General features: G+C 35.4%; 25 protein-coding genes. 7 read left to right on the top strand and 18 right to left on the bottom strand.

Going from position 1 to position 25,706, the window contains the following annotated elements:
* Positions 1 to 99 precede the first annotated feature (99 nt).
* Positions 100 to 813: a 3'-5' exonuclease gene (locus G3A46_RS02170; protein ID WP_165145655.1), complete on the top strand. Its 714-nt coding sequence runs from the start codon at positions 100 to 102 to the stop codon at positions 811 to 813.
* Positions 814 to 901: 88 nt separating this feature from the next.
* Positions 902 to 1,318: a hypothetical protein gene (locus G3A46_RS02165; RefSeq protein ID WP_165145652.1), complete on the top strand. Its 417-nt coding sequence runs from the start codon at positions 902 to 904 to the stop codon at positions 1,316 to 1,318.
* Positions 1,319 to 1,392: 74 nt separating this feature from the next.
* Here G3A46_RS02165 and G3A46_RS02160 read toward each other — a convergent pair whose 3' ends face one another.
* The 7 genes from G3A46_RS02160 to G3A46_RS02130 form a co-directional block, all read right to left on the bottom strand.
* Positions 1,393 to 4,443 carry a M4 family metallopeptidase gene (locus G3A46_RS02160; RefSeq protein WP_165145649.1) on the bottom strand — a complete coding sequence of 1,017 codons (3,051 nt, stop codon included), beginning with the start codon at positions 4,441 to 4,443 and terminating at the stop codon, positions 1,393 to 1,395.
* Positions 4,444 to 4,728: 285 nt separating this feature from the next.
* Entirely contained in the window at positions 4,729 to 5,526 is a 798-nt protein-coding gene (locus tag G3A46_RS02155; RefSeq protein WP_165145646.1) for a tryptophan-rich sensory protein, read from the bottom strand.
* Between the two features lie 11 nt (positions 5,527 to 5,537).
* Positions 5,538 to 6,176 (bottom strand): ligase-associated DNA damage response endonuclease PdeM, encoded by a 639-nt coding sequence (pdeM, locus tag G3A46_RS02150; protein ID WP_165145643.1) that lies wholly within the window; start codon positions 6,174 to 6,176, stop codon positions 5,538 to 5,540.
* Positions 6,173 to 8,644, bottom strand: a complete 2,472-nt coding sequence (locus tag G3A46_RS02145; protein WP_165145640.1) for a ligase-associated DNA damage response DEXH box helicase — start codon at positions 8,642 to 8,644, stop codon at positions 6,173 to 6,175. The genes pdeM and G3A46_RS02145 overlap by 4 nt, the downstream gene beginning before the upstream one ends.
* A 110-nt stretch (positions 8,645 to 8,754) precedes the next feature.
* The gene (locus tag G3A46_RS02140) at positions 8,755 to 9,123 is read right to left on the bottom strand and encodes an endonuclease domain-containing protein (RefSeq protein WP_165145637.1); all 369 of its coding nucleotides are present in this window, start codon (positions 9,121 to 9,123) and stop codon (positions 8,755 to 8,757) included.
* A gap of 108 nt (positions 9,124 to 9,231) precedes the next feature.
* The gene (locus G3A46_RS02135) at positions 9,232 to 10,830 is read right to left on the bottom strand and encodes an ATP-dependent DNA ligase (protein WP_165145634.1); all 1,599 of its coding nucleotides are present in this window, start codon (positions 10,828 to 10,830) and stop codon (positions 9,232 to 9,234) included.
* A complete protein-coding gene (locus G3A46_RS02130) occupies positions 10,830 to 11,900 on the bottom strand; it encodes a ligase-associated DNA damage response exonuclease (RefSeq protein WP_165145631.1) in 1,071 nt (356 codons plus the stop codon). Before G3A46_RS02130 ends, G3A46_RS02135 begins: the two co-directional genes overlap by 1 nt.
* Before the next feature lie 177 nt (positions 11,901 to 12,077).
* Here G3A46_RS02130 and G3A46_RS02125 point away from each other — a divergent pair, with 177 nt between their 5' ends.
* A complete protein-coding gene (locus G3A46_RS02125) occupies positions 12,078 to 12,506 on the top strand; it encodes a TerB family tellurite resistance protein (protein WP_165145628.1) in 429 nt (142 codons plus the stop codon).
* Between the two features lie 55 nt (positions 12,507 to 12,561).
* Here G3A46_RS02125 and fbp read toward each other — a convergent pair whose 3' ends face one another.
* A complete protein-coding gene (fbp, locus tag G3A46_RS02120) occupies positions 12,562 to 13,569 on the bottom strand; it encodes a class 1 fructose-bisphosphatase (protein WP_165145625.1) in 1,008 nt (335 codons plus the stop codon).
* Between the two features lie 112 nt (positions 13,570 to 13,681).
* Here fbp and G3A46_RS02115 point away from each other — a divergent pair, with 112 nt between their 5' ends.
* Genes G3A46_RS02115 through G3A46_RS02105 form a run of 3 tightly spaced genes read left to right on the top strand, consistent with a single transcriptional unit; the run spans position 13,682 to position 17,332 of the window.
* Positions 13,682 to 14,152 (top strand): GNAT family N-acetyltransferase, encoded by a 471-nt coding sequence (locus G3A46_RS02115; RefSeq protein ID WP_165145622.1) that lies wholly within the window; start codon positions 13,682 to 13,684, stop codon positions 14,150 to 14,152.
* 58 nt (positions 14,153 to 14,210) lie between these two features.
* On the top strand, positions 14,211 to 15,470 hold the full coding sequence (locus tag G3A46_RS02110; protein ID WP_165145619.1) for an aspartate kinase: 1,260 nt from the start codon (positions 14,211 to 14,213) through the stop codon (positions 15,468 to 15,470).
* A gap of 50 nt (positions 15,471 to 15,520) precedes the next feature.
* Positions 15,521 to 17,332: a lysophospholipid acyltransferase family protein gene (locus G3A46_RS02105; protein WP_165145616.1), complete on the top strand. Its 1,812-nt coding sequence runs from the start codon at positions 15,521 to 15,523 to the stop codon at positions 17,330 to 17,332.
* Between the two features lie 21 nt (positions 17,333 to 17,353).
* Here G3A46_RS02105 and G3A46_RS02100 read toward each other — a convergent pair whose 3' ends face one another.
* The gene (locus G3A46_RS02100) at positions 17,354 to 17,740 is read right to left on the bottom strand and encodes a helix-turn-helix transcriptional regulator (RefSeq protein ID WP_165145613.1); all 387 of its coding nucleotides are present in this window, start codon (positions 17,738 to 17,740) and stop codon (positions 17,354 to 17,356) included.
* Positions 17,741 to 18,022: 282 nt separating this feature from the next.
* On the opposite strand from G3A46_RS02100, the gene G3A46_RS02095 reads away from it, so the two are divergent.
* Complete coding sequence (locus tag G3A46_RS02095; RefSeq protein WP_165145610.1) at positions 18,023 to 18,685, top strand: hypothetical protein; 663 nt, start codon at positions 18,023 to 18,025, stop codon at positions 18,683 to 18,685.
* A gap of 424 nt (positions 18,686 to 19,109) precedes the next feature.
* Here G3A46_RS02095 and G3A46_RS02090 read toward each other — a convergent pair whose 3' ends face one another.
* The 9 genes from G3A46_RS02090 to atpA all read right to left on the bottom strand — a co-directional run bounded on the left by G3A46_RS02090 (position 19,110) and on the right by atpA (position 25,674).
* Positions 19,110 to 19,538, bottom strand: a complete 429-nt coding sequence (locus G3A46_RS02090; protein WP_165145607.1) for a hypothetical protein — start codon at positions 19,536 to 19,538, stop codon at positions 19,110 to 19,112.
* Between the two features lie 19 nt (positions 19,539 to 19,557).
* Positions 19,558 to 19,974, bottom strand: a complete 417-nt coding sequence (locus G3A46_RS02085; RefSeq protein ID WP_165145604.1) for a VOC family protein — start codon at positions 19,972 to 19,974, stop codon at positions 19,558 to 19,560.
* A 60-nt stretch (positions 19,975 to 20,034) separates the two neighbouring features.
* Positions 20,035 to 20,373, bottom strand: a complete 339-nt coding sequence (locus G3A46_RS02080) for a metalloregulator ArsR/SmtB family transcription factor (protein WP_165145601.1) — start codon at positions 20,371 to 20,373, stop codon at positions 20,035 to 20,037.
* A gap of 107 nt (positions 20,374 to 20,480) precedes the next feature.
* Positions 20,481 to 20,813 (bottom strand): TM2 domain-containing protein, encoded by a 333-nt coding sequence (locus G3A46_RS02075; RefSeq protein WP_165145598.1) that lies wholly within the window; start codon positions 20,811 to 20,813, stop codon positions 20,481 to 20,483.
* Between the two features lie 141 nt (positions 20,814 to 20,954).
* Positions 20,955 to 21,893: a 2-hydroxyacid dehydrogenase gene (locus G3A46_RS02070; protein ID WP_165145595.1), complete on the bottom strand. Its 939-nt coding sequence runs from the start codon at positions 21,891 to 21,893 to the stop codon at positions 20,955 to 20,957.
* 159 nt (positions 21,894 to 22,052) lie between these two features.
* Complete coding sequence (locus G3A46_RS02065) at positions 22,053 to 22,565, bottom strand: hypothetical protein (protein WP_165145592.1); 513 nt, start codon at positions 22,563 to 22,565, stop codon at positions 22,053 to 22,055.
* Positions 22,566 to 22,768: 203 nt separating this feature from the next.
* Positions 22,769 to 23,644, bottom strand: a complete 876-nt coding sequence (gene atpG, locus G3A46_RS02060; protein WP_165145589.1) for an ATP synthase F1 subunit gamma — start codon at positions 23,642 to 23,644, stop codon at positions 22,769 to 22,771.
* Between the two features lie 29 nt (positions 23,645 to 23,673).
* Positions 23,674 to 24,018, bottom strand: a complete 345-nt coding sequence (locus G3A46_RS02055; protein ID WP_165145586.1) for a four helix bundle protein — start codon at positions 24,016 to 24,018, stop codon at positions 23,674 to 23,676.
* A 75-nt stretch (positions 24,019 to 24,093) separates the two neighbouring features.
* The gene (gene atpA / locus G3A46_RS02050; protein WP_165145583.1) at positions 24,094 to 25,674 is read right to left on the bottom strand and encodes a F0F1 ATP synthase subunit alpha; all 1,581 of its coding nucleotides are present in this window, start codon (positions 25,672 to 25,674) and stop codon (positions 24,094 to 24,096) included.
* Positions 25,675 to 25,706 lie beyond the last annotated feature (32 nt).

The raw sequence follows: 25,706 nt of genomic DNA, 5'->3' as shown, positions 1-25,706 counted from the left end.
GCTGCGATAAGTAAATCTATCGTAGCTACATTTGTTTTATGGTTAAAGATTTTAATTTTTTGTAGCTTTAATGAAGCATTGGAGATAAATCTCATCATTATGATAAAGCGCATTAATTTAGAAAACATCCTGTTTTTGGATATCGAAACCGTACCTCAGCATCAATATTATGATGAGCTTGATGATACCACAAAATCATTGTGGGAACTTAAAAGCAAATATCAACGAAAAGATGAAGTTTCAGCCGAAGAATTCTACGATCGAGCAGGAATTTGGGCTGAATTTGGTAAAATAGTCTGTATTTCTGTTGGGTATTTTGTGCTTAAAGGTGATACTAGAAATTTTCGAGTTACCAGTTTTCACGGGGATGAAGTAAAGATTTTAAAAGACTTTAAAAATCTTCTAGACACACATTTCAACAAACCTAATCATCTACTTTGCGCTCATAATGGGAAAGAATTCGACTTCCCATATATTGCTAGACGAATGATAATTAACGGAATTGAAATTCCATATAAACTTGACCTTTTCGGGAAAAAACCTTGGGAAGTTCCTCACCTAGACACGCTAGAACTATGGAAGTTTGGCGATTATAAAACCTTTACTTCACTTAAACTAATGACACACGTACTGGGAATACCATCACCTAAAGACGACATCGACGGTAGCCAAGTGGGCACTGTTTATTATGAAGAAAAAGACATTGACAGAATAATCGTTTACTGCGAAAAAGATACTATTGCAGTTGCTCAAATTTTTTTAAGACTCAGAAATGAAGAGATTTTAACTAACGATGAAATACTCTCCGTTTAGCATTAAAAATTGATCTATAATGTACTACGAGTGATTCTGTGTAATTTTTTGTAGTTTTAGCGGTCATAAATTAAACAAGAAGAGAAGTATGTTATTTTCAAAAATTAAATCAAAATCATTTCTAACCTTATTCGCTGCTTCAGCATTATTATTCGTTTCTTGTAATGATAAAGAAACTAAGACTGAGAGCACAACACAAACTCCACAAGAAGTTACACTTGAACAAAAAAAGCAAGCTTTACAGAATGTAGCTCCAACCCAAACTCAGGGATCAACAAATTCAAGCGGGAATTTAGCTGTTAATCCTCCTCACGGACAACCGGGGCATGATTGTACAATTCCTGTTGGCGCACCTTTAAATGGCACTGGATCTAGCACTATAAAAGCTAAGCCAATGAACACAAACACATCAAGCCCTATTCAGGCATCTGGTGAAGGTAAAATAAACCCTCCTCACGGACAACCAGGTCATAGATGTGATATACAAGTGGGAGCTCCACTATAAGTTTTAAAAGACATAAAAAATAAGAGGCCCGGTTCAAATTTGAACCGGGCCTCTTTGCTAATGAAAAAAAATACTTACTCTTTAACGAATCGCTTCATCATTTTTGAGTCTTCGGTGTTTATCTCTAACATATAAACTCCGTTTTGTAAGGAAGAAACATCTAAGTTTTCAGTAAATGCTCCCTTACCTACTACTTGCCCCATTACATTATAGATTACATAATCTTTACCTACTGCGTCTAATAACGCAATGTTTAGATAGTGTTTAGCTGGGTTTGGATATAGCGTTATATTAGAAGAAACAGAGTCACCACCATTAAATCCTTGCGGTGCAACACTATTCGCTCCAATTACAACAGTATAATCTTCTACCTCACCATAACTAAATGTTTCACAAGCAGTTTGTGAGCTATTGTATTTCATAGAAACACGCATTCTTGTTGGTCCTGCAAGAGCTGTAGACGGCACATTAAAAGTTCCGCTTAACGTTCCGCTACTTCTAGACGAACCGCTTACTGCAAGTTCATTAGAATCGAAAGTTCCATTCTGGTTGTAATCAATCCAAACTTTCCAATATTCAGTATAACCTCTACCAGAGAACCCTGCACTTATTTGAATTGTATTTGAGCCATAAGGCACATTTGCAGACATATTGGTATTGTCTTTATAACCACCATCATTTCCTGACGGATTGTTTAAGTTATTCAGTTTAACAAGATCAATCCACTCATAATTAGAGTTGTTTCCTTTAGAATTACAATATTCTACAGTACCATTAGAAAGCGTTGTAACATTTACAGTATTGCTATAACCAGAGTTATTTCCAGCAGCATCGAATGCACGTACTTTAAATGAATAAGCCGTAGCTGGTGATAATCCAGTAATATTTGCTGAAGTTCCAGTTACCGTACCCAAACTTGAGCTGCCTTGAAAAACTTCATATCCTGTAACACCCACATTATCCGTAGATGCACTCCAAGAAAGTGAAAGTGTAGTTTGCGCAACATTTGAAGCTGCTAAGCTAGTAGGTGCTGTTGGAGCTTGTGTATCTGGGCCAGCTGAACCTAAATTAATTGTATAATCTTCAACTTCACCGTAGCTAAATGTTTCACAAGATGTTGGTATTCCGTTGTACTTCATAGAAACACGCATTCTAGTTTCGCCTCCTACAGTTCCAGAAGGCACTGTAAATGTTCCGCTATTAGGTGTGTTTTTTGAAGCTGCCTTAGACCAAACAAGTTCTCCTGCATCGTTAAAATCATTATCTCCATTATAATCAATCCAAACAGCATAACCTTCGTTGTATGTAGTTCCTGTCCAAGTTGGTGTAACAGTAATAGTGTAAGTTGATCCTTCTTGTAAGTTAGTAGAGATACTTGTAAAATCTGAGTATTTCTGAGCTCCAGAAGCATTGTCAATAGTGTTTAATTGAACTCTGCTGATATACTCATCATTTACATTATTTCCTTGTGAAGCACAGTAGTCGCTACCACCTCCGCCGCCGCCACCGTAAGCTGCACCAACTCCAACTGCATACCACGCATTTGTAGTTGCAATTTCTTCAACACTTCCAGCGCCATAAAGATCTTTCGCCGCTTGGATTGCTCCGTTTCTAGCGTCGCTATATTGCGAGTTAGAATTTAGATAAACAGTAAGGTTTCTGTATGCAATTGCTGCTGCCTTATCCATTCCAATTCCTGTAACGTTATAGCTGTCTCCTTTATCATTTGTACCGCTTTTACCTACGCTCAACACGTAAAACCAAAAGTTCTGTACTCCAGAGTTTATATGAACTCCTCCGTTATCACTTGATGCTGTATGCCAATAGGTTCCTTGATAGGTATCAGGATCATTAAAAGCATTAGGATTACTCATAGAGCGCAACGCTCCACCGCTTCCACCTGCTCCTATATCGTCTCCCATCAACCAATCGTTTGTTCCTGAAGCATATTTTTCAATAGATTCTCCAAAAATATCTGAAAACGATTCATTTAAAGCTCCTGATTGGTAGCTATAAACAAGGTTCGCTGAATATTCTGTAACACCGTGAGTAATTTCGTGACCGCAAATATCTAATGAAACTAATGGACCATAGTTGGTTCCATCTCCATCTCCGTAAGTCATTCGGCTACCATCCCAAAAAGCATTTACATAGTTACTAGAATAGCTTACATAAGATTTTATAACTGCACCTGCATTGTTATAAGAGTTTCTTCCATGCTTTTGATTGAAATAATTCCAAGTGCTTTCGGCTCCCCAATGTGCTTGCACACCAGTAGCATTGCCAGTAAAGTTTGTAGAATTACTTGTTACATCTGAAGCATTGTTATAATTGGTGCCATTATTTAAATCAAAAGTTTGAATACCTCCACCACTGGCTGTTTGACGTAAGCGGTAAGGTCCAGATGCGTTATCTGCAGTAAAAGATACATTGCCATTGTAAAGACTAGTTCCTGTTGCAGGTACGTTTGCATGGTGAATTCGCTTGTTTTCCATTATAAACTGACCTGTTTTAGCGTCTATATAAACATCTGCTCTATATAGAGGAGCCGTTGCGTAAATGTCGAATTTATAAGCTAAGCGATTTGCATTGTTAATATTCTCAAGAGCTGGTAAAATCACCAATTCTCCTGTAGGTTTTGAATAATTAGATAAAGCTGCTTCAGTTGGATGCTGCCACATATAGGAACTAGCACCCACATGACTCATTGCTCTAGATAAAGCTTGATTACTGCTAATTGAAGGGCTAGTGTTTAAGTCATCTTCTATAGGAAAATAAGCAGAGCTTAGTGTTTGAACCTTACCATTTTTACTACTTAATGTTACCGTTGCAAATTCAACTTTTATACCCTTGTGGTATTGTTGCATCTTTTTATGAGTAAAACCTAAATGATCTTGCTCTTGTCTTAGTGTAGTAAAGGAAGTTTGTGGGGAGGGATTTAAAACATCCTTAAAAATTGTAGTTGAATTTTGAAGGGAATACGAGTGAGAAGCATCGAATACTACTAGTCCTTGTTGTTGATTATTGCTTTTCTTTATATCATCTTTTTCTTGCGCGGAAACATGTCCAGGTAAGAAAAGTAATGATAAGGACATTGAAAAAACAATTTTGTAAATGTTTTTCATGATTACTTTGATTTAGTGAATAATTCAGTTAATGTTTGATTTACCTATACAAAATAAAACTAAAATCCACTTAAATAAAAGATATAAAACAATTATTTTAACAAATAAAATATCATTTCATTAATAAAAAATCAAAAAGTCAGCAAAATCAGCATTTTACAAAGGAAGCAAAATAAAACTTTAACATAATTAGCAATGTCTTAATTGGTTTATTTTAAATATCACAACATAAAAGACATATTAATAATTTAAAATTAAAAACATCCATCCTTTTATAAATTAAACTCAATTCTTTAAATATTCTTTATACTTATTAATCGGACTCGTTTCACGGTTTTTAAATGCGTGATAGCTACTACTTATAAATAGTATTACCCCCACTAATAAAGACACATAAACAACAATTTTGTTTTCATCCCAATTTGCAACTGCTATAGCTACTAAGGCCCAAGTTCCAACCAAAGCAAACTCACGCATATTTCTTTTCCAAGTAACTATTAAATTTATTATTCCCGCAATAACAATCATTACAACTGTCCAAGTAACTTCACTTATTCCCCATCCATTCCAGTGTATAGTTTTTAAATAAGCAGCTACATTTACGACACTTGCAATGGTAACCCATCCACTATAAAACACAAATGGCCACCAAACAAATGCAATTACAGAAATTGGAGCATCCCAAAGTTCCATTCGGTTTTTCATTACAATTTTCAAAATTGAAAAGAGAAGTATAAAAATTGCAATTACTGAATAACCTATATATCCGTAAATCCATAAGGTAATCCACAAACAATTGGCGAGACACGATATTACAAACCACCAACCTGTATCTAATATAAATTGATCATCTCGCACTTTAGTAAAAAGACTTCTACATTGATAAACGACAAAGCCCAACAACATTAAATAAATAATGCCCCAAATTGAAAAGGCATAGCCTGCGGGCGTTAAAAGGGAATTAATATTATTCGATACCTCTCCTACTGTAGTTCCATTCATTTTTCCAGTATTGGCGAAATAATTAATAAAAACAGTAGCTACGAAAGCTATGATATTAGCGATTTGTAAAGTCTTTTTCATAATTATTTTATTTAACGTGATACACAAATTACTTCTCCCTCTACTATTACAAACACCTCATCATTACTAGAAGGTGTTAATATATATTTCCCTGTGAAGTTTCCGAATGCCGGCAAAATAAGCTGATTTTCAGTTTTATAAAAACAAGGGAGTTTCACAAATTGTCTCCCCATACCTTTCATTCTTATCCCAGGATGTACATGACCACAAAAATTAAAACCTTTATTAATTTCAGAGGGATGATGGGTTAAATGAAAATCGTCCACTACTAATTCATCTATAACTTCTACTCCCAAATCCTCGTATAAATATTGGGGAATAACATCGTGATTCCCTGAAACTAGAATAACTTTTGCCTTGCAATATTCTACCCATTTTTCAAATTCCCTCCACTCCTTATTTAATGAACTATGAAACAAATCGCCTAGAAAACAAACTGTATTCGGCTCAAAATGATTTACAACCTCTGTGAGTGCTTCAAAGTTTTTATAAGCAGCACTTGCCGGAATAGCCGCGCCATATTTTCTAAAATGAAGCACCTTCCCCAAATGCACATCTGCGATAAGCAACATTTTATTGGTCACCCAATAAATAGCACCACTTGGGTGTAGTTGAAAAATATTATTATTTATTTCGATAGTTTGAATCATTTCTCTAGTTGCAAAGTCATTCTTTTAATCCTATCAGCTAGTTTTTCTGAAGATAGCTTTTCTCGGAGTCTATCTGTAATTATCGGAAAGCTAAACGGAGTCGCTTTTTCGCATTGTTTCCAAACTATTTCTTGGGAGTTAATACGTTCTAAAGCTTTGCGCAATCGACCTTCTTCCAGTTGATGTTCAAATGTTTCACGATAGGCTTGAAGATATAATAAATTATCCGGTTCATAATCTCTAAACACATCAAATAACAACTGACTATTGCTTTGTAGGTGTTTTGTTTTAACCGCTTTATTCGGGTAGCCTTGAAAAACCATTCCGCTTATAACCGCAATATCACGAAACTTTCGACGAGCCAATTCCGTGGAATTTAAACTTTTGTAGAGATCGTCGTAGAGATATTCATCTGTAAAAAGATTGTTATCTAATATAGTCTGAATATCTAAAAATTGGTCGCTCAAGAGTTCAAACCCATAATCATTGTAAGCCAATGAAAAGGTTATGGGAGACAACAAACTAATTCGATAAGCTAATAAGCTACTCATTGCTTCGTGAACAAATCGCCCTTCAAAGGGATAAAAAAGCGAGTGGTAACCTTCACGAGTTTTAAACGTTTCTATCAAAAATTCATTTTCACCTGGGACTATACTTTCACGCTCTTGTCTTTCAAAAATGTGATCTAAGGCCTTTAATTCAGGTATGCTTTGTTTACGATTTGCTTCAGGCAAGCGAGCGCTTTGCATTTCTTCTCGAAGAATTTTACTCATCTGTGAGGAAAGCGGTAGGCGGCCACCCATAAAACTCACAATATTATTAGTGCGTTTATTACTTCTTCGTACTTGTGCCTGCATTTGCCTAATACGAACCAACTCTAAGGTTCTCCCCGCAAAAACAAAAGTGTCTCCAGGTTTCATTTTACTAATAAACCACTCCTCAATTGTTCCTATAAACCCTCCCGAAACATACTTTACAAGCATCATAGAGTCACTTACTATAGTTCCAATACTAAGGCGATGCATCATTGCTATTCGTCGGCTCTCTACTTTAAAAAGCCCTTCGGGAGTAACTTCCACTTTTTTGTATTCGTCGTAGGCTTGTAAACTTTGAGTTCCTACTGTTATAAAATTAAGACACCAATTCCACTGCTCGTCTGTAATTCCTTGAAAACAAAACGTTTTTTTTATTTCTGAGTAAATATCTTTAGGAAAAAATCCATCACTTACGGCAAGGGTCACTAAATATTGAATTAAAACGTCAAAACTTAGTAAATATGGAGTCCTGTCTTCCACAACCTCATCTTTTACGGCTTTTTTCAGAGCTGATGCTTCTAAAAGTTCAAGTGCGTGAGTAGGAAGAAAATATATTACCGAAGGTTCTCCCGGTCGGTGGTTACTTCTCCCGGCACGTTGAAGAAATTTGGCTATCCCTTTGGGGCCACCAATTTGAATAACGGTTTCCACAGGTGCAAAATCTACTCCCAAGTCTAAACTAGAGGTAGCAACTACCGCTAGTAGCGATTCATTACGTATCGCTTGCTCTACCCAAAGACGCGTATCTTTTCCAATACTACCGTGATGCATAGCGATTTCACCAGCAAATTCTGGATGTTTTTCTAATAATTTCTGAAACCAAATTTCACATTGTCTACGGGTGTTTGTAAAAATAATCGTGGTTTTACTGCTTTTAATGATAGGAACAATTTCTTCTAATAGGTGTAAACCCAAATGTCCGCTCCAAGGAAAAGTTTCCATCTTTTTGGGAATTATAGAACGGACCTGAATTTTAGATTTTTCTTTCGCTTTAATCAATATTGAATTCTTTCTGAAATCAGAATCCATTCCTAACAAGACATCTTGAGCCTCTTCTAAGTTTCCGATAGTTGCAGAAATCCCCCAAATTCTCATGTTTGGCGATATAGTTTTTAATCTCGAAAGTGCGAGCTCCATCTGCACTCCACGCTTACTACCTAATAGTTCATGCCATTCGTCTACCACCACAGCAGTGAGCGTTTTAAACATTTTTTCGTAGCCTTTTGAAGCCAATAGCAGCATTAAACTCTCAGGTGTTGTAATCAACAAATCCGGCATCTGGCGTTTTTGCTTTGCACGTTCACTTTGTGAGGTGTCGCCAGTTCTAATTCCAACAGTCATCCCAGTACCTAAATCATCTGCAAATTGTTGTGCTGATTGTTGAATTTCTACTGAAAGCGCGCGTAAAGGCGTAATCCAAATAGCTTTAATTCCTTTGGTGTGTTTCGTTTTGTAATCTGGGTTTTCTTTTAAATACTGCAGCACTATAGGAGCCCATAAGGCATAAGTTTTTCCGCTTCCGGTGGGAGCGTTTAACAACCCGTGTTTCCCGTCCAAAAATGCCTTCCAAGTTTGTTTTTGGAATGGGAATGGGGTCCAGGATTTGGATTGGAACCATGAGATTGTTAATGATATGAGTTGCTTGTTATTCAAATTATTTAGTTTGTTAGTAATTAGGCTTCAACCACCCCGTCAGCAAAGCTGACACCCCTCCTTGGAAAGGAGGGGAACCTTATTTGGTTTAAAAGCAAAGCTTTTATAGGTTACTCTTTAATTTTAAAATGGTCCGATATATCCTTCAAAACAGATGGTAAAAAGTCGAAAACCATTTTATTTTCATAACGTATAACTGTAAACCCTAAATTCTCCAAATCCATTTCTCGTTTTCTATCATATTCATCGGCTGTATTATTTAAATGAATTTGACCGTCAAGCTCCACAATAAGTTTTTCTGAAGGACAATAAAAATCAACTATATAATGCTCGATACTATGTTGCCTTCTAAATTTTCTGCCATAGAGTTTAGAGCCTTTTAAATGATTCCATAAAAAAGCTTCAGCTGAGGTTGAATTATTTCGCAAATCTTTGCGGTAGACCTCCATTTCTTTAAGATTATGAATTTGCTTTTTCATAGCTTCAATTTAATCAAAATATCGCTTCAACCACCCCGTTACCAAATCTGACACCCCTGTTTGACAAGGAGAGAAACCTTACTTTGTTTAAAGCATAGCTTTGATGGATTACTTCGGAATTAAGGCTTTTAAATCATCTAGCGTATTAGCTTCTTCTATGGGTTTATCTTTTCGCCATCTTAAAATTCTTGGAAAACGTGTTGCAACTCCACTTTTATGGCGGCTGCTTTCTGCTATTCCTTCAAAGGCAATTTCAAAAACGTGATGAGGAGTTACACTTCTTACTGGGCCAAAACGTTCCAAGGTATTTCGTTTAATCCACGCGTCCACTTGTCTAAATTCTGCATCTGTTAACCCTGAGTAGGCTTTAGCAAAAGTCACTAACTCACCTTCATGCCAAAGTCCGAATGTGTAATCGGTATACAAATTAGCTCTACGCCCGTGCCCACGCATGGCATAAGTTAAAACAGCATCAATAGTAAAAGGATCAATTTTCCACTTCCACCAATCGCCTTTTTTTCTCCCGACTAAATACGGGGAGTCTTTTCGTTTTAGCATTAGACCTTCGCTGCGCTTCTCTCGTGATAACTCTCGTTCTGCCGAAGCTTCTTCCCAAGTATTAAAGCTCATAGTTTCACTTAAATATATTCCAATTTCTAAACTATCAATTCCTTGAATGAGATTATCTAGGATTTTTCTTCGTTCTAAAAAAGGCATCTGCCGTATATCTTCTCCATTCCATTCCAATAAATCATAAGCATTCAAAATCACTGGGGTTTTCTCTAAAAGCGCTTTGGATAAATTTTTCCGTCCAATTCTTGTTTGAAGGGCATTAAAATTTCCAATTTCGCCATTTCCAAAAGGTAGAATTTCACCATCAATTACAGTTCCATTGGGAATTACAGAGAGAAACTTTTGAAATTCAGGATATTTATCGGTTACTAATTCCTCTCCTCTGGACCAAACAAAAACCTCGTCATTTCTTATGATTACCTGACTTCTAATGCCATCCCATTTATGCTCAAAACTCCAATCGGAAATCGACCCTAAATCTTCTTGAAAATTATCTTCAACTGCATAAGCAAGGTAAAAAGGGTAAGGTTTACTTAGGTAATCCTCCTCGTTGTGTTCTAAAATTAACTTTTTGAAAGTGGTTTTCTGTGGCGTCCAATCTCCCATTAGCTTATAAGCGAGAATATCTTCGTCAATTTCTGTAGCCTTTGAAAGTGCCCTTGTCATCAACTTCTGGCTCACGCCTATCCTAAAACTTCCCGTAATGATTTTATTAAAAACGAAACGTTCAAAATAATTTAATGCAAGCCAATTTTCGTGTAAGTATTTCTTCTTTTCCTCCTCAGGAAGCGTTCGAAGCGCTATAATTTCAAGGATAAATTGCGATAAGGACTTTGTTGTTTCTTCTGTTTGTTCTTTACTAGGTAAAATGAGAGCGATTGTTTCGGCAAGGTCGCCAACTATATGATAACTTTCTTCTAAAAGCCAAAGAGGAATTTCACTAATTTCTGTAGCCCATATTCGCAATAATGAAGTATTTACAGGTCGTTTTGGCCGTCGATGCGATAATATTGCAATTGTCCATAACTTATCTTCATCATTCGCCGTTTGAAAGTAAGCCGTAAGCGCCGCCACCTTTTCAGTAGTTTTATTGGTGCTATCTAGTTTTTTTATGAGTCGGGCAAAATCTTTCATTATTCGTCTTCATTAAATTTGGCTTGTGTAGTACCACTGAGCGAAGGCGAAATGTCATCCTCTTCTTTTTTCAGGGTTTCGCTACCTTCCTCTTCGTATTGCGTTTTTTCGGTACGTGCATCTAGTCCCATTTCTTCACGTAGATAACGAGAGAAAATTTCGGTATAACCATGGGTGGCAATTACTTTTTCGGCACCTGTTTCTTTAACTGTAGTAAGCAGTCCGTCCCAATCTGCATGGTCGCTTAGCACAAACCCTCTATCTATTGCTCTTCGTCTTCTCGCGCCTCTAAATGTCATCCATCCACTAGCACTAGCAGTAACAAAAGGCACCATTTTTCTAATCCAAGTTCCGCCGTGCGCACTTGGAGGGGCTATAACTATATTTCCTAATAAGTCTTCCTTTTTAGTATCTCGGGTAACTCGAGTTGTTTGATGAAAATCATAATTCTCTCGTAAAACTTGAGTCATATTTTCTATGGCTCCATGGGTGTAGATTTTTCCAATATTAGGGTCTAGATGTTTAAGTAGGCGTTGTGCTTTCCCTAAAGAATATCCGAAGAGAACTGAAGTTTTATTTTCAGCCCTATTTGCCGCCCACCAATTATTGATATCCGAAAAAACTTCCTCTTGAGGAGTCCATTTAAAGGCGGGAATTCCAAATGTACACTCGGTAATAAAAGTATTGCACTTTACAAGTTCAAAAGGTTCGGCTATGCCATCATCTTCAGTTTTAAAATCTCCTGTAAACACCCATACTTCTCCTTTGTACTCCACCCTCACTTGTGAAGATGCTACAATATGCCCCGCTGGATGAAGTGAAAATTTAACGCCATTTATTGTAAAAGATTCGTTCCATTCTTTTCCAGAAACTACAATTTCACCCAATCGGTGTTTAATAATTGGAACGTTATTTTTATGAGTGATATATTTTTTGTGTCCCCAACGACTATGATCTGCGTGACCGTGGGTAATTATACACTTATCCACAGGTTTCCAAGCATCTATATACACATCTGCTTGTTGACAATAGATGCCTTTTTCATTAAAAACTAATAGCGGTTGGTACACTTTCTTATTTTTATATCTCTTTAAAATTAAAGAAAGTCTTAGCCGATGGGCTCTCAATTAAGAAAAGTTTATATCAATGCAATTAAATAATACCTACAGCTAAAAAATAGATTGCTTTGCTTTTGTCGTAAATTTCATTTACAAGTTTTATATTTGTAGGATATTTAAAACCAAATTATGTCATTTACAGATTTATTTGAGAGCGGGGAGCATTCCCGAAATTTAGGCCATTTTGCTTCAATAGTTAATATGGCTGCGGTTGATGGTGAAATCAACCATGAGGAAGAGAAAATGCTTAAGCGATTGGCGCGCAAATTAGATATTGTAGAATCTGAATATGCCGAAATCATAAAGAATCCTTTAAAATATCCTATAAACCCTCCTAACTCGGCTGAAAGACGTTTAGAGCGTATGCACGATTTGTTTCAAATTATATTTGCAGACAATGTAATTGACGATCACGAGCGTTTCTTAATTGAAAAATACGCTATCGGACTTGGGTACACTACAGAACTTGCAAGAGATTTGATAAAAAGATCTATAGCAATTTACACTGGAGGATTAAGCCTTGAAGATTACAGATACTTATTAAATAGAAAAGACTAAGTTTCTATTTTAAGATAAATAAAAAGCCCGAAACAATAGTTTCGGGCTTTTTATTTTATTTTGAGTTTTTCATAAACTCTTCAGCTTTTTCAACCATATCGGTGTTTCCACAAATAAATGGAACGCGTTGATGTAAGTTTTTTGGTTCTATTTCTAATATACGTTGGAAGCCATCACTAGCTTTTCCACCTGCCTGTTCAGCAATCATAGCTATTGGATTACATTCGTATAAAAGTCTAAGTTTTCCCTTCGGATCTTTAGAAGTACTTGGATAGATATAAATCCCTCCTTTTATCATATTCCTATGGAAATCTGATACTAACGAACCTATATAACGTGAAGTATATGGACGATCTTCTTCTTCCTTTTGGCAATATTTAATATAGTCTTTAATTCCTTGTGGGAAGTGTACGTAATTACCTTCATTTACAGAATATATATGTCCCTCTTTCGGAAACTTCATATTTGGGTGAGATAGGTAATATGTTCCGATGGCTGGGTTTAAGGTAAAACCGTTTACACCGTGACCTGTTGTATATACAATCATAGTCGAAGTTCCGTAAACGATATATCCAGCAGCAACTTGATTGATTCCCGGTTGAAGAAAGTCTTCAATAGTTACAGGAGTTCCTGTAGGAGTTACTCTTCTAAAAATGGAGAAGATAGTTCCAACCGAAACGTTTACATCAATATTTGAAGAACCGTCTAAAGGATCCATCAAAACAACGTATTTATTGTCGTTTTTTTCGTTTCTGCCTTTAATTGTAATAAAGTCGTCTTCTTCTTCACTTGCAATCCCGCAAACTATTTCGCGATTTGTAAGTGTGTTTATAAAAACTTCGTTTGCAAAAACATCTAATTTCTGCTGGTCTTCACCTTGTATATTATGATTTCCTGCAGTACCTAATATGTCTACTAATCCGGCCTTATTAACTTTGTGGTTTACCACTTTTGCCGCCAAACGGATTGAATTTATGAGTCGTGAAAGCTCACCTGAGGAATACTTGAATTCTTCTTGATTTTCAATTATAAATTCGCCAAGAGATTGATTTATTTTTGCCATTGTGATGTAGGGGTTCCTGAATTTCACGCAAATATCGGGATTTTTAAGAAATTGAACCGATATTTGCAAGAAGAAACTTAACTCAATTTTGAAAACGAGTAAAATAACGTGAATGAAGGTTAGAAAAGCGAATAAAATGGATATGCCACAGGTTCTAGAACTTATAAAAGAACTTGCGGTTTTTGAAAATGAACCAGATGCTGTTGAAATTTCGGTTGAAGTTTTAGAGACTAATGGTTTTGGCGAAAATCCACTGTTTACTTGTTTTGTTGCCGAAATTGATAATGTAGTGGTTGGAGCAGCGTTAATTTATTACCGTTTTTCCACTTGGAAAGGACGCACGCTTCACCTAGAAGATTTAATTGTAAAAGAAGAACATCGCGGCAAAGGTATTGGGGAAGCTCTTTATACCGAAGTTATGAAATTTGCCTACAATCAAGGATTAAAAAGGGTTGCATGGGATGTACTAGATTGGAATACTGGAGCAATTCGATTTTACGAACGCAGTGGCGCAAATATTATGAAAGAATGGCGCGTTGTACATATGGATGAAAAAGGACTAAAAGCCTTTATTGAAAAATAATGTAGTAAATACTATTTTCAGTGTTCATTCGTGTTAAAGAGATAGATATAAGAAATTTATGAGAATATTCAAGTTTGGAGGAGCATCTGTAAAAAACGCAGATGGTGTAAAAAATGTTGCTGAAATACTTAAAGCTACAGAAGAAAAGAATATAGTAGTTGTGGTTTCTGCAATGGGAAAAACCACCAATTTACTTGAAAATGTAATAGCTGAATATCTAAAAAATAACACTACTACTTGTAACGAATTCGTTGCAACATTTAAAGAGTATCACCTACAGATAGTAAATGGATTATTTGAGAATACAAACCACCTTGTATATCAAAAAATAGCTAAGTTATTTGATAAGATGGTTTCTTTTTTAAAAGTAAACAAATCTAAAAATCACGCTTTCGTTTATGATCAAGTAGTAGGTTACGGAGAATTAGTTTCAAGCACTATAGTTTCAGAATATCTTACAGAATTTGGATTAAAAAACGAATTATTAGACGTTCGCAAATGCATAATCACCGATGACAACTATCGAGATGCCAGTGTAGATTGGACATTAACGCAGCAGAAAATTTCAGAAAAAGTAAATACTTCGGGACTTAGTGTAACTCAAGGTTTTTTAGGTTCAGAAAACACAAACAACTTCACCACTACTCTAGGTCGAGAAGGGAGTGATTACACTGCTGCAATTTTTGCCTATTGCTTAAATGCAGAAAGTGTAACTATTTGGAAGGATGTTCCAGGAGTTTTAAATGCAGACCCACGATATTTTACAAAAACATTACTCTTAAATCGCATTAGTTATCGTGAAGCTATAGAGCTTGCATTTTACGGGGCATCGGTAATACACCCTAAAACCTTACAGCCACTGCAGCGCAAAGAAATTCCACTTTTTGTAAAGTCCTTTCTAAATCCTACAGCTCCGGGAACTTGTGTTGGGAAAGGAGACAGAATAGATCCAGAAACTTCTTGTTTCATACTAAAGAAGGACTTAGTGCTAATTTCATTATCATCGTTAGATTTTTCATTTATGATGGAAGACAACATTGGCGATGTGTTTAAATGGCTTCATATCTATAAAATGAAAGTAGAGCTAATTCAAAATTCTGCTATAAGTTTTTCGGTTTGTGTGAACGATAAATTCGGTAATTTAGAAATTCTATTAGCAAAATTGCGAGAAAAATTCCGTGTGAAATGGAATGAGAACGTCACACTATACACAATTAGGCATTTTAACCCAACTGAGGTTAAGGCACTTGCTGAAAATAAAAACGTACTTTTAAAACAAGAAAGCAAAGAAACGGTGCAATTGGTAATTAAGGAGTAGTATCAATCGGTTTCGCTATATTTGTTGGATATAAACAGCTAAAATATTTCATGGGATTAGTCAACGCAAAGGAAGTTGCAAAAGCAATAAACGTAGATAAATTCGGCTTTCTAGGCACATTTATGGGCTGGTCTTTAATGAAGATTTTAAACATTACCACGCTGAATAAAATTTACGATAGAAACAAGCATCTCCAGGATCTTGAATTTGTAAATGCACTGCTTGAAGAGTTTGAAATAAAATTCGAAATTCCCGAAGAAGATCTTCGTAGAATCCCTAAAACAGGGGCTTTTATAACCATTTCCAACCATCCATTAGGTGGGATCGACGGGATTCTTCTGTTAAAATTACTGTTAGAACACCGCCCCGATTTTAAAATTATTGCCAACTTTCTTTTACATAGAATCGAGCCTCTAAAGCCCTATGTAATGCCTGTAAATCCTTTTGAAGATAGAAAGGATGTAAAGTCTAGTGTTGCAGGTTTTAAAGCAGCTATTACACATCTACGAGAAGGTAATCCGCTAGGAATTTTTCCTGCCGGAGAGGTTTCGACCTATAGGGAAGAAAAACTTTTGGTTGATAAGCCTTGGGAAGAAGCTGCGATGAAATTGGTTAAAAAAGCCGAAGTGCCGGTTGTCCCGATCTATTTTCACGCAAAAAACAGCAAGTTGTTTTACCGTATGGCTAAGATTAGTGACACCTTACGTACAGCCAAGCTTCCATCAGAACTTCTTACCCAAAAAGAGCGATTAATAAAAGTTCGAATTGGAAATCCAATTTCTGTAAACGACCAAAAAGAACACGAATCATTATCAGATTTTACCGAGTTTCTTAGGAAGAAAACCTATATGCTTTCCAATCCTTTTGAGAAGAAAAAACTGTTGGACAGCATCCCAAAAACATTAAAGTTTCCAAAACCACCTAAAAAAATTGCTGGACCAATTCCGCTGCAAGCAATGGAAGCCGAAATTGAAAAACTTCGTAATGCTGATAAACGTCTTTTAGTAAGTAAAAATTATGAGGTGTTCTTAGCGCAGGCAGAATCCATTCCTTATATCTTACAGGAAATTGGGCGGTTGCGCGAAATTACCTTTCGCGAAGTAGGTGAAGGAACAAATAACAGTACTGACCTCGATAAGTTTGACAGCTATTATCACCATATGTTTTTATGGGATAATGACGCCCGTAAAATGGCTGGAGCCTATAGAATGGGTTTAGGTTCAGAAATATTTGCACGCTTTGGGATTGACGGTTTCTACCTACAAGATCTCTTTCGTTTTGAGCCAGAATTATATGAAATGATGAGCAAATCCATTGAAATGGGCCGTGCTTTTGTTATTAAGGAATACCAATTGCGGCCAATGCCATTGTTTTTACTTTGGAAGGGAATTGTTCATACCACCCTGCGCTATCCAGAACACAGCTACTTGATTGGAGGAGTGAGTATTAGCAATAAGTTTTCAGAGTTTTCGAAAGGTTTGATGATAGAGTTTATGAAATCGAACTACTACGATCCATATGTGGCGCAATACATCAATCCGAAGAAAGAATACAAAGTAAAATTGAAGGATGCCGATAAAGACTTCATTTTTGATGAAAGTGAGGCGGATCTCAATAAATTCGATAAAATAATTGACGAAGTGGAGCCTGGAAGTCTTCGATTGCCAGTTCTTATTAAAAAATATATCAAGCAAAACGCCAAGGTTGTTGCATTTAACGTGGATCCTTTGTTTAACAATGCAGTGGATGGTTTAATGTATATTCGTATTGCAGATTTGCCAGAAAGCACTGTAAAACCGGTTATGGAGGAATTTCAAGAGGAATTGGAAAGAAAATATTCTGAAAAGAATGGCGAGGGTTAATTTTAAAATTGCCAGATTTTATTAGTCGGCTTTATACTCTAAATGTTTAATCTTTTTTCGTAAACGATTATTTTCTTCTTCCAATTTTTCAATATATTTTTTCTTAACTTCAATAAGTTGATTCTTCATTTCTAAGATATATTCAATTTGGCTATCAACATTTATAGATTTTTCTGAGACTTTGTTATTTTCATTATTAATAATAAAAACACCATCTTGAGGTTCATAAATTTCCCCTACAGTAGTATTTAAAATTTTTGCTAAAGCAATCCACTCTTTAGTAGGAATAAAAATTTTACCATTTTCTCTTCTACTATATTGGGACTGTTCAATCCCTAATTTAAACGCAATATCACCTTGTGATAAGGCTTTTTCTTTACGTTTTTTAATTAATTTTTGTTTAAGCATTATATTTTAATTGTACTATAAATATGTTCAAAATAACATAAATTTATTCTTAAAAGAACATTTTTTATCGTAAAAAACGGAATTATTTTTGCTAAAAATTTAGCTAATATAAAGTAAATGATATAAAAAACTTGAGACTTTTAATACTAGGTATTAATCCTCGCAATTTTAAAAATCAATAATAATATAAGGCTGAATAAATGATAAAACTTTTAAAACAGCCATTAGCAATTTTGCACAAAAATTAAAGTAACAAATGAAACGGCTCATTATATAATAACTATGAAAAACTTAATTTTATTACTATTCTTAGCAATAAGCACATATTCTTTCTCTCAAATAGAAGAAAGAAAAGGTAAGCTTTTTTTTAAGCTTGGTTCAGAATATCGTATAACTCCATTATCTTATGACGGTAATAAATTAGAACCCTCATTGAGTGTCGAAGTTGATGCTCAAAATTCAGGAGTTTCATTTCACTATGGGTTTGATTATTTTATTACTAAAAACTTAAGTATTGGCTTTAATAATTCATTTAGATATGATATCTTAATTAGCAACACCAATGAAATAGATAATGATTTTGGCGTCCAAAAAGCTGATAAAACGTTGATGATTGGTGGACACTTATATTTAGATTATCACGTAAAGGTTTTTAAAAACTCTGAATTATTTGCAAGAATAGGCCGATCCATTTTAAACGGAGGAACTCATTATGTTGAGAAAAAAACATATTATGATAACCAAGGGAACACTTTAGGATCTTCTTACACAACTAATGATTTTCAATTTTCCCCTGCAAATTTTGCAATAGGTTTTAAAAAAGACAAGGTAGAATTAATAATTGGTATGTATGCCTCAACACAAGCACCATATTTTGATGAGACTGAAAGTTTAAAAATTCCATATATTAATTTTACTTACACAATCGGTAAATTGTGGAAATAAAAACAATTAAACCCTTCTAGCTTTCCAAACGTTGGAAGGGTTTAATTATAAAAATGTTCTCGAAAAATTTAATCTTTAAAAGACCTTATTATTTTAGTGGCGTTCCTTTTTAACTACTTTATAAATTTGGAAAAGGGCGCGAAGATAAACTGGTTAGTTTTAGCATTAATATTGCTCGCGACGGCGCTTAGCTTTTTGCAAACCAATATCATTTTTCGCCAACTAAAGCGAAAGAATTAAAAAATCGTGATATAATTATCGCTTCACTAGCAGAAAAATTGATAAATCAAAACAGATGGATATTGAAATATTTAGTGAAAACTATTGCCTTTTTTGAAAATAAAAACGTTTCAGAAATAGTGGCAGTGCTAAAACAGGAAAAGTAATTATTCCGCAATCAGGGAAATCAGCAGCCTAAGATTCTTTAGATAGAATTACACGGGATTTTTGTAACCTCTGTATCTAAACCCGATGCTGGATTGTCTCCCCTAACAATAGCTTTGTCGTCTTCAAGAATAATAGTTATTGTGGCTGTTTCCTTAATGCCTTCTTGCGTATAATGATAGGTGGCCTTGATGGTTTTATTTTGAATTGTACCTATCAGTTTTCCATTCCGTTGGTCTTTTAATGCTGGTAGCCAATTGTAATTTCCAGTTACTGAATCTCCTTTTATTGTAAGATCGAGGTCAAGAACATCAATATTTTTGGTACTGTTTGGGAAAGGGTATTCATTTTTGAAACAAAATTGTTCAGTCACAACTTCTACTTTCTCTGTGGATTTTTCTTCTTTTTTATTATTGTTACAGCTTACAAAAAGCAAAAGAAAAGCGATAATGGAAAAGGAAATTTTCATAATTTATTTTTTTAAGATTTTATTTTTCTGAATAGGGATTATAATTTCCAAAATTCCAAATACAGCCTTCGGGATCTTTACAACTGTATCCACGACCACCGTAATCTTCGTCTTTAATATCCATTACTATTTTGGCGCCATTTGATTTTGCATTTTTGTAATGATCGTCAACATCTTCAATAATAATATAGGCAGTTTGAGTATTTAAACCATTTGTTTCTGCAGGTGTGCCTATCATTTTCCCAAATTCACTTTCTGGGTGATAGGAGCCAATCATTATCATTGCTTTTCCCAAAGTGAGTTCGGCGTGTTGTACTTTGTTTTTATCATCTCTAAAAACAGCATGTTCTCTAAAACCGAGTACTGAAGTAAAAAAATTTAATGCAGCGTTGGTATCTTTATATACCATTGTGGATATTGCTCCATGATTGCTCATCTTTAAAAAATTTAAGAGGAAAATAAATGTAAGATTTTTTTAGAATGATTTTAGAAAAATTCAAGATTTTTTCTTTTTAGAGATTTTATTTTCAATAACTTCAAAATAGCTTCCCATACTTAATTTCATTTTGGCAAAAACAGTTTTGTTTAATCTATAATACATCGTTGCACCCACAAAATCATAATCGAGAACCCCAACTCTTCGTATTACTTGAAGATGTTGTGTTGTTGTTGGTTGCGATAACTGTATGTGATTGGCTATGTCTTTACACAAGCAACCTTTTGAAGATGCAATATAATTAATAATTGCAATTCGAGCTGGATGGGCGAATACTTTTGCTATTAAGGCAAGATCATTGTCCACTTGCGAATGTATGTGGGTTTTTGAGATTCCCATAAATTTATCTTTAGTGAAACTGAAAACAATCGATTTTTAAAACGATTTATTTATATATGGATCATTAAAAGTATATAAGAAAAAGTAATATTGCAATATTACTTTTTCTATCTATAAAATTTAGGCCTCAGCGCTATTTTTAAGCGCAAACACCTAGATTTTGTTCTAGAACCAACCCTTTTCCCCAATTGATAGGTTTGATAAAATTTTTCGTCGGTTTTGGTTAAGTAGATAATTCCTTCAATTAACGGAACAACTCCACCAATACTACAAGTTACAAAGCTGATTACTATTTGAATAATTCCTTCTTGCGTATAACCAAGAATAAATTTATGGATTCCTAATGAACCGATTACTATTGCTAAAATTCCAGCACATATCTTTTTATTTTTTCGGTATGAAATGCTTGGCCTGTAATTCATGGTTTTCGGCAGTTCCATCTATGCGTTTTTTGGTACCAAAGTAGTTTAATTTTGGTTTTATTCCCTTGGCATAAGTTTTAGAGTTTGCTAAGGTTTTAAGTGCTTAAAAAAATAAATGAACGTGCCACTAATTTGATAATGGAAACCTAAGTAAAGATTTTATGAATAAGCATCAATAATTTTTTCAGCAATTACTGTAGCGAGTTTCTCCTTGCTTTCCACCGTCCAACCCGCAATATGCGGACTTAAAATTACATTGTCCATTGCAAAAAGCTCTTTCAATGAATCCGGTAGATTATCTGAATCAAAAAGTGTTTCAAAAGAGAGTTTTTCAAATTCTAAAACATCCAATCCTGCACCCAAAATTTTTCCAGATTTTAATGCTGAAACTAAATCTGCAGTAACTACACTTTTTCCCCTCGCGGTGTTAATAAGCCAAAAGGGTTTTGAAAAAGAATCGATAAATTCAGCATCAATCATTTTATCTGTTAAAGGGGTCCAAGGTGTATGAAGGCTTAGGACATCTGCTTGTTGCTGAAGTTCTTTTAATGAAACCTGTTTTGCATTATCATCCCCTACATTTTCTTTTATATCATAACAAAGTACTTCGCAATCAAAACCGCTAAGTTTTCTGGAAAATGCTTTCCCCATATTGCCATAACCAATGATACCAACAGTTTTTCCATCTAGTTCTATTCCACGATTGGCTTCTCGATTCCAAAGACCGTTTTTAACCTCCTTATCGGCCTTGTTTAAGTTATTGAATAGCGAAAGAAGCATCCCGAGTGAATGTTCGCCTACAGCGTTTCTATTGCCTTCTGGGGCGGCAATTAGCTTCACTCCGAGCTTTACTGCGTAATCGATGTCGATACTCTCAAGTCCAGCGCCAACTCGAGCTATAAATTTCAGGTTTTTGGCAGCATCGAGAAACTGCTTGTCAATGTTGAAACGGCTGCGGATTACAATACCATCATATTCTGAAATAATTTCCTCTGTATCGGCTTTAGAAATTGTGTAATTTTCTTCGTTCGTAAATCCGGCATCCTTCAACATTTTTAATAGTAAAGGATGATTGTTATCTAGGTGAAGGATTTTCATAATAGGAAGGTATTATAATTTCAAGAAGTTTTCTTTTCAGATTGGTTCATTATTGAATAGAAATTAGTGGTGTCCGGTTAAGACGTAAGACCGTCTCGATAGCTATCGGGACTGAAAGACATAAGACGTAAGACTCACTCCTTAGCAGGATATAGCTATCTATTCGTGCTGATTTGGATTAGCCTGAGGATACGGAATCATATCTCTTTGCGAAATGTTTCCGATTTTATAATAATTCTTTTTTCCACCATACCAATATTCAACTACCGCCTCGTTATCTTTCAATTGAAATGGAAATTCGTCTGATATAGTATTTTTGGCTTCTTTCATTGGGTCGGCATCTATAATTACGTCTCGTTTAGTGTTATTTGTTAGGTATCCAACAAATTTATTAGGCGCGTTTATGTTTCCTTTGGCTTCTAGGATAGCATTTCTGAAGTAGATATTTTGAATCAATACATCGGCATCTTTTTCACTAAAAGTAAGGTGAATATTTACTCCCGAACCGCCTTCTTCTACTCCGGCTACCCAATTTTGGTAGAAGGCTTCAATTACTCTAAAAGGAGGGTCTTGAACAAGTTTTTTGCTGTTCGTATTCTTCATTCCTCCGCAGCTAGAAAGGCTAAAGAGAATGATTGGAAGGGTCAGTATTATAGTTATTTGCTTTATCATATTGGAAAATTACGAATTTTATTGAACAAAAAACCTACCAACATAATATTACATAGATAGGTTTAGGAAAAAATTAATATTTATGGACTAAAAAAGCCTTCCGATTTCGAAAGGCTTTTAAATAATTTATAATAACAAAGTTAGCTGAGTGTCCCGAATTAATACGAGATAAACCGAGGCTCGGTAACTAAGCGCAGCCGAAGCTATCCTGCCAATGCTTCCGCACCACCAACAATCTCAAGGATTTCATTGGTAATAGCTGCTTGACGTGCTTTGTTGTATTGAAGTTTTAATGAATCGCGAAGCTCGGTTGCGTTATCGGTTGCTTTGTGCATCGCAGTCATACGTGCACCGTGTTCACTAGCAACACTATCACGAAGGGCTTTAAACAACTGAGTTTTTAAGCTTTTCGGAATTAAAGACTCAACAATTTCTTCTTTTGAAGGTTCAAAAATGTAAGCTGTTTCAGTTGTGCTTGCTGCTTCACCTTCAATTGCTTTTGGAGGTAAAATAGGTAAGAACTGCTCAGCCATTACTAACTGTGTAGCCGCGTTTTTGAAATGATTATAAACCACTACAATTTTATCGTACTTACCTTCAGAGAATAAATCCATTAGGTTTTGAGCAATGTCTGAAGAGTTTTCGAATGTTAAGTCATCTAAAATATTGTTGTTATTTTCGATTACCGTTCCGAATTTTTTCAGAATGTCATTCCCTTTTTTACCAAGCGTCATAAAATCTACTTGCTTCCCAGCATACGTTTCAGCTGCCAAGTTTCTAGCTTGTTTTATGATATTTGAGTTAAAAGCTCCCGCCAAACCACGATTACTGGTAATGGCAACCACCAAAACTTTATTTACCTCGCGTTGGTCTGAATATTTGCTTCCGCTGTCTTCTCCAAGCGTTGCACTTAAATTTTGTAAAAGTTCAGTAAGTTTTTCAGAATAAGGACGCATTGCTGTAATTGCATCCTGAGCCTTCTTCAATTTTGCAGCCGATACCATTTTCATGGCACTAGTAATCTGCATCGTTGAACTAACGGATGATATTCTGTTACGTATTTCTTTTAAATTCGCCATTTTTTCAATTATGAATTATGAATTCAGAATTATGAGTTTTTTATAATCGATACTAACAATCTCATTAATTCATCACAATCTTCGTACATTCCTTTTGGAACTGGATAGATGTTTGTTTCATCAATGATATCTAACCAATATTCCGTTTCTTCAGCTTCTTTCAAAGCAATTCCCAGCTTATTTTTAAAATCTTTTGTGCTAACGCTACGTTGGGATTCTCTTACGTTTGCACCTATACTCGTTCCAGATTTTAAAATTTGATTGGCTATTTCGTAATAACGATTTGCCTTTAACTCCTCTGAATAAACTACAATTTTACAAGCAAAATAAAATGACTTGTCAACAATTGCATTATTTCGAGGCTTATACGCCATTCTATCAAATATGAATTTAGAATTCAGAATTATGAATAAATTGATAATTCATAATTCCGAATTCATAATTCTGAATTACTTTTTATATTTCGCAGACACGTCGTTAGCAACAGACACCATTACGTCAATTGCTTCGTCTGTAAGCTTACCAGCTTTTAGTGCATCTAGAGTATCTCTGTGCTTTAGGTTAAGCATTTCTAGATAATCTCTTTCAAATTCTTTTACCTTTTCTACTGGTACGTTACGCATCAAGTTTTTAGAACCTGCATAGATAATTGCAATTTGATCTTCTACTGTGTAAGGATCGTTTTCAGATTGCTTTAATATCTCTACGTTACGTTTACCTTTTTCAATTACATTTAAAGTTGCAGCATCTAAGTCTGAACCGAATTTTGCGAAGGCTTCCAATTCACGGAAAGCTGCTTGATCCAGTTTTAAAGTACCTGCTACTTTTTTCATCGATTTAATCTGAGCGTTACCCCCTACACGAGATACCGAAATACCCACGTTAATTGCTGGACGAACACCAGAGTTAAACAAATCACCATCAAGGAAAATCTGTCCATCTGTAATCGAAATAACGTTTGTTGGAATATAAGCAGAAACGTCACCTGCTTGTGTTTCAATAATTGGAAGTGCAGTTAATGATCCACCACCTTTTACGATTCCTTTTAATGAGTCTGGTAGGTCGTTCATTTCTTTTGCAATACCATCATCAGCGATAATTTTTGCTGCACGCTCTAGTAATCTTGAGTGCAAGAAGAAAACGTCTCCAGGGTAAGCCTCACGTCCTGGTGGACGACGAAGAAGAAGCGACACCTCACGGTATGCTACTGCTTGCTTAGAAAGGTCATCATAAATAATTAATGCTGGACGACCAGTATCACGGAAGTACTCACCAATTGCAGCACCTGCGAAAGGAGCGTACACCTGCATTGGAGCAGGATCTGATGCGTTTGCCGCAACAATAGTTGTATAAGCCATTGCACCTTTTTCTTCTAGTACGTTTGCAATGTTTGCAACAGTAGAAGCTTTTTGTCCAACAGCAACATATATACAGTATACAGGCTCACCTGCATCATAAAATTCTTTTTGATTCAAAATGGTATCAATACATACTGTAGATTTACCAGTTTGACGGTCACCAATTACAAGCTCACGTTGACCACGGCCAACAGGAATCATTGCATCGATAGACTTAATACCTGTTTGAAGTGGCTCAGTTACCGGCTGACGGTAAATAACTCCTGGTGCTTTACGCTCCAAAGGCATTTCATAAGTTTCACCAGTGATAGGACCTTTACCATCGATAGGCTGACCCAATGTGTTTACCACACGACCAACAATACCTTCACCTACATTAAGCGATGCGATACGCTGAGTACGTTTTACTGTTGAACCTTCTTTTACTTCTTTTGAAGGACCTAAAAGTACGATACCTACGTTGTCCTCTTCAAGGTTCAATACAATACCTTCAAGACCACTTTCAAAAGCCACCAATTCACCATATTCGGCGTTTGAAAGTCCGTATGCGCGAACAATACCGTCACCTACGGTTAAAACAGTTCCTACTTCATCCAGGGAAGCAGTTGCTTCGTAACCTGTAAGTTGTTGCTTTAAAATTGCTGATACTTCAGCTGGTTTTACTTCTGCCATTTTTATCTAGGTTTTAGGTGGTAGTTTTCAGG

Origin of the sequence: Aequorivita sp. KMM 9714 (assembly GCF_011065475.1) — a bacterium.
In the GTDB taxonomy this organism is placed as follows: domain Bacteria; phylum Bacteroidota; class Bacteroidia; order Flavobacteriales; family Flavobacteriaceae; genus Aequorivita; species Aequorivita sinensis.
This window is presented reverse-complemented; position numbering and strand designations above follow the sequence as displayed.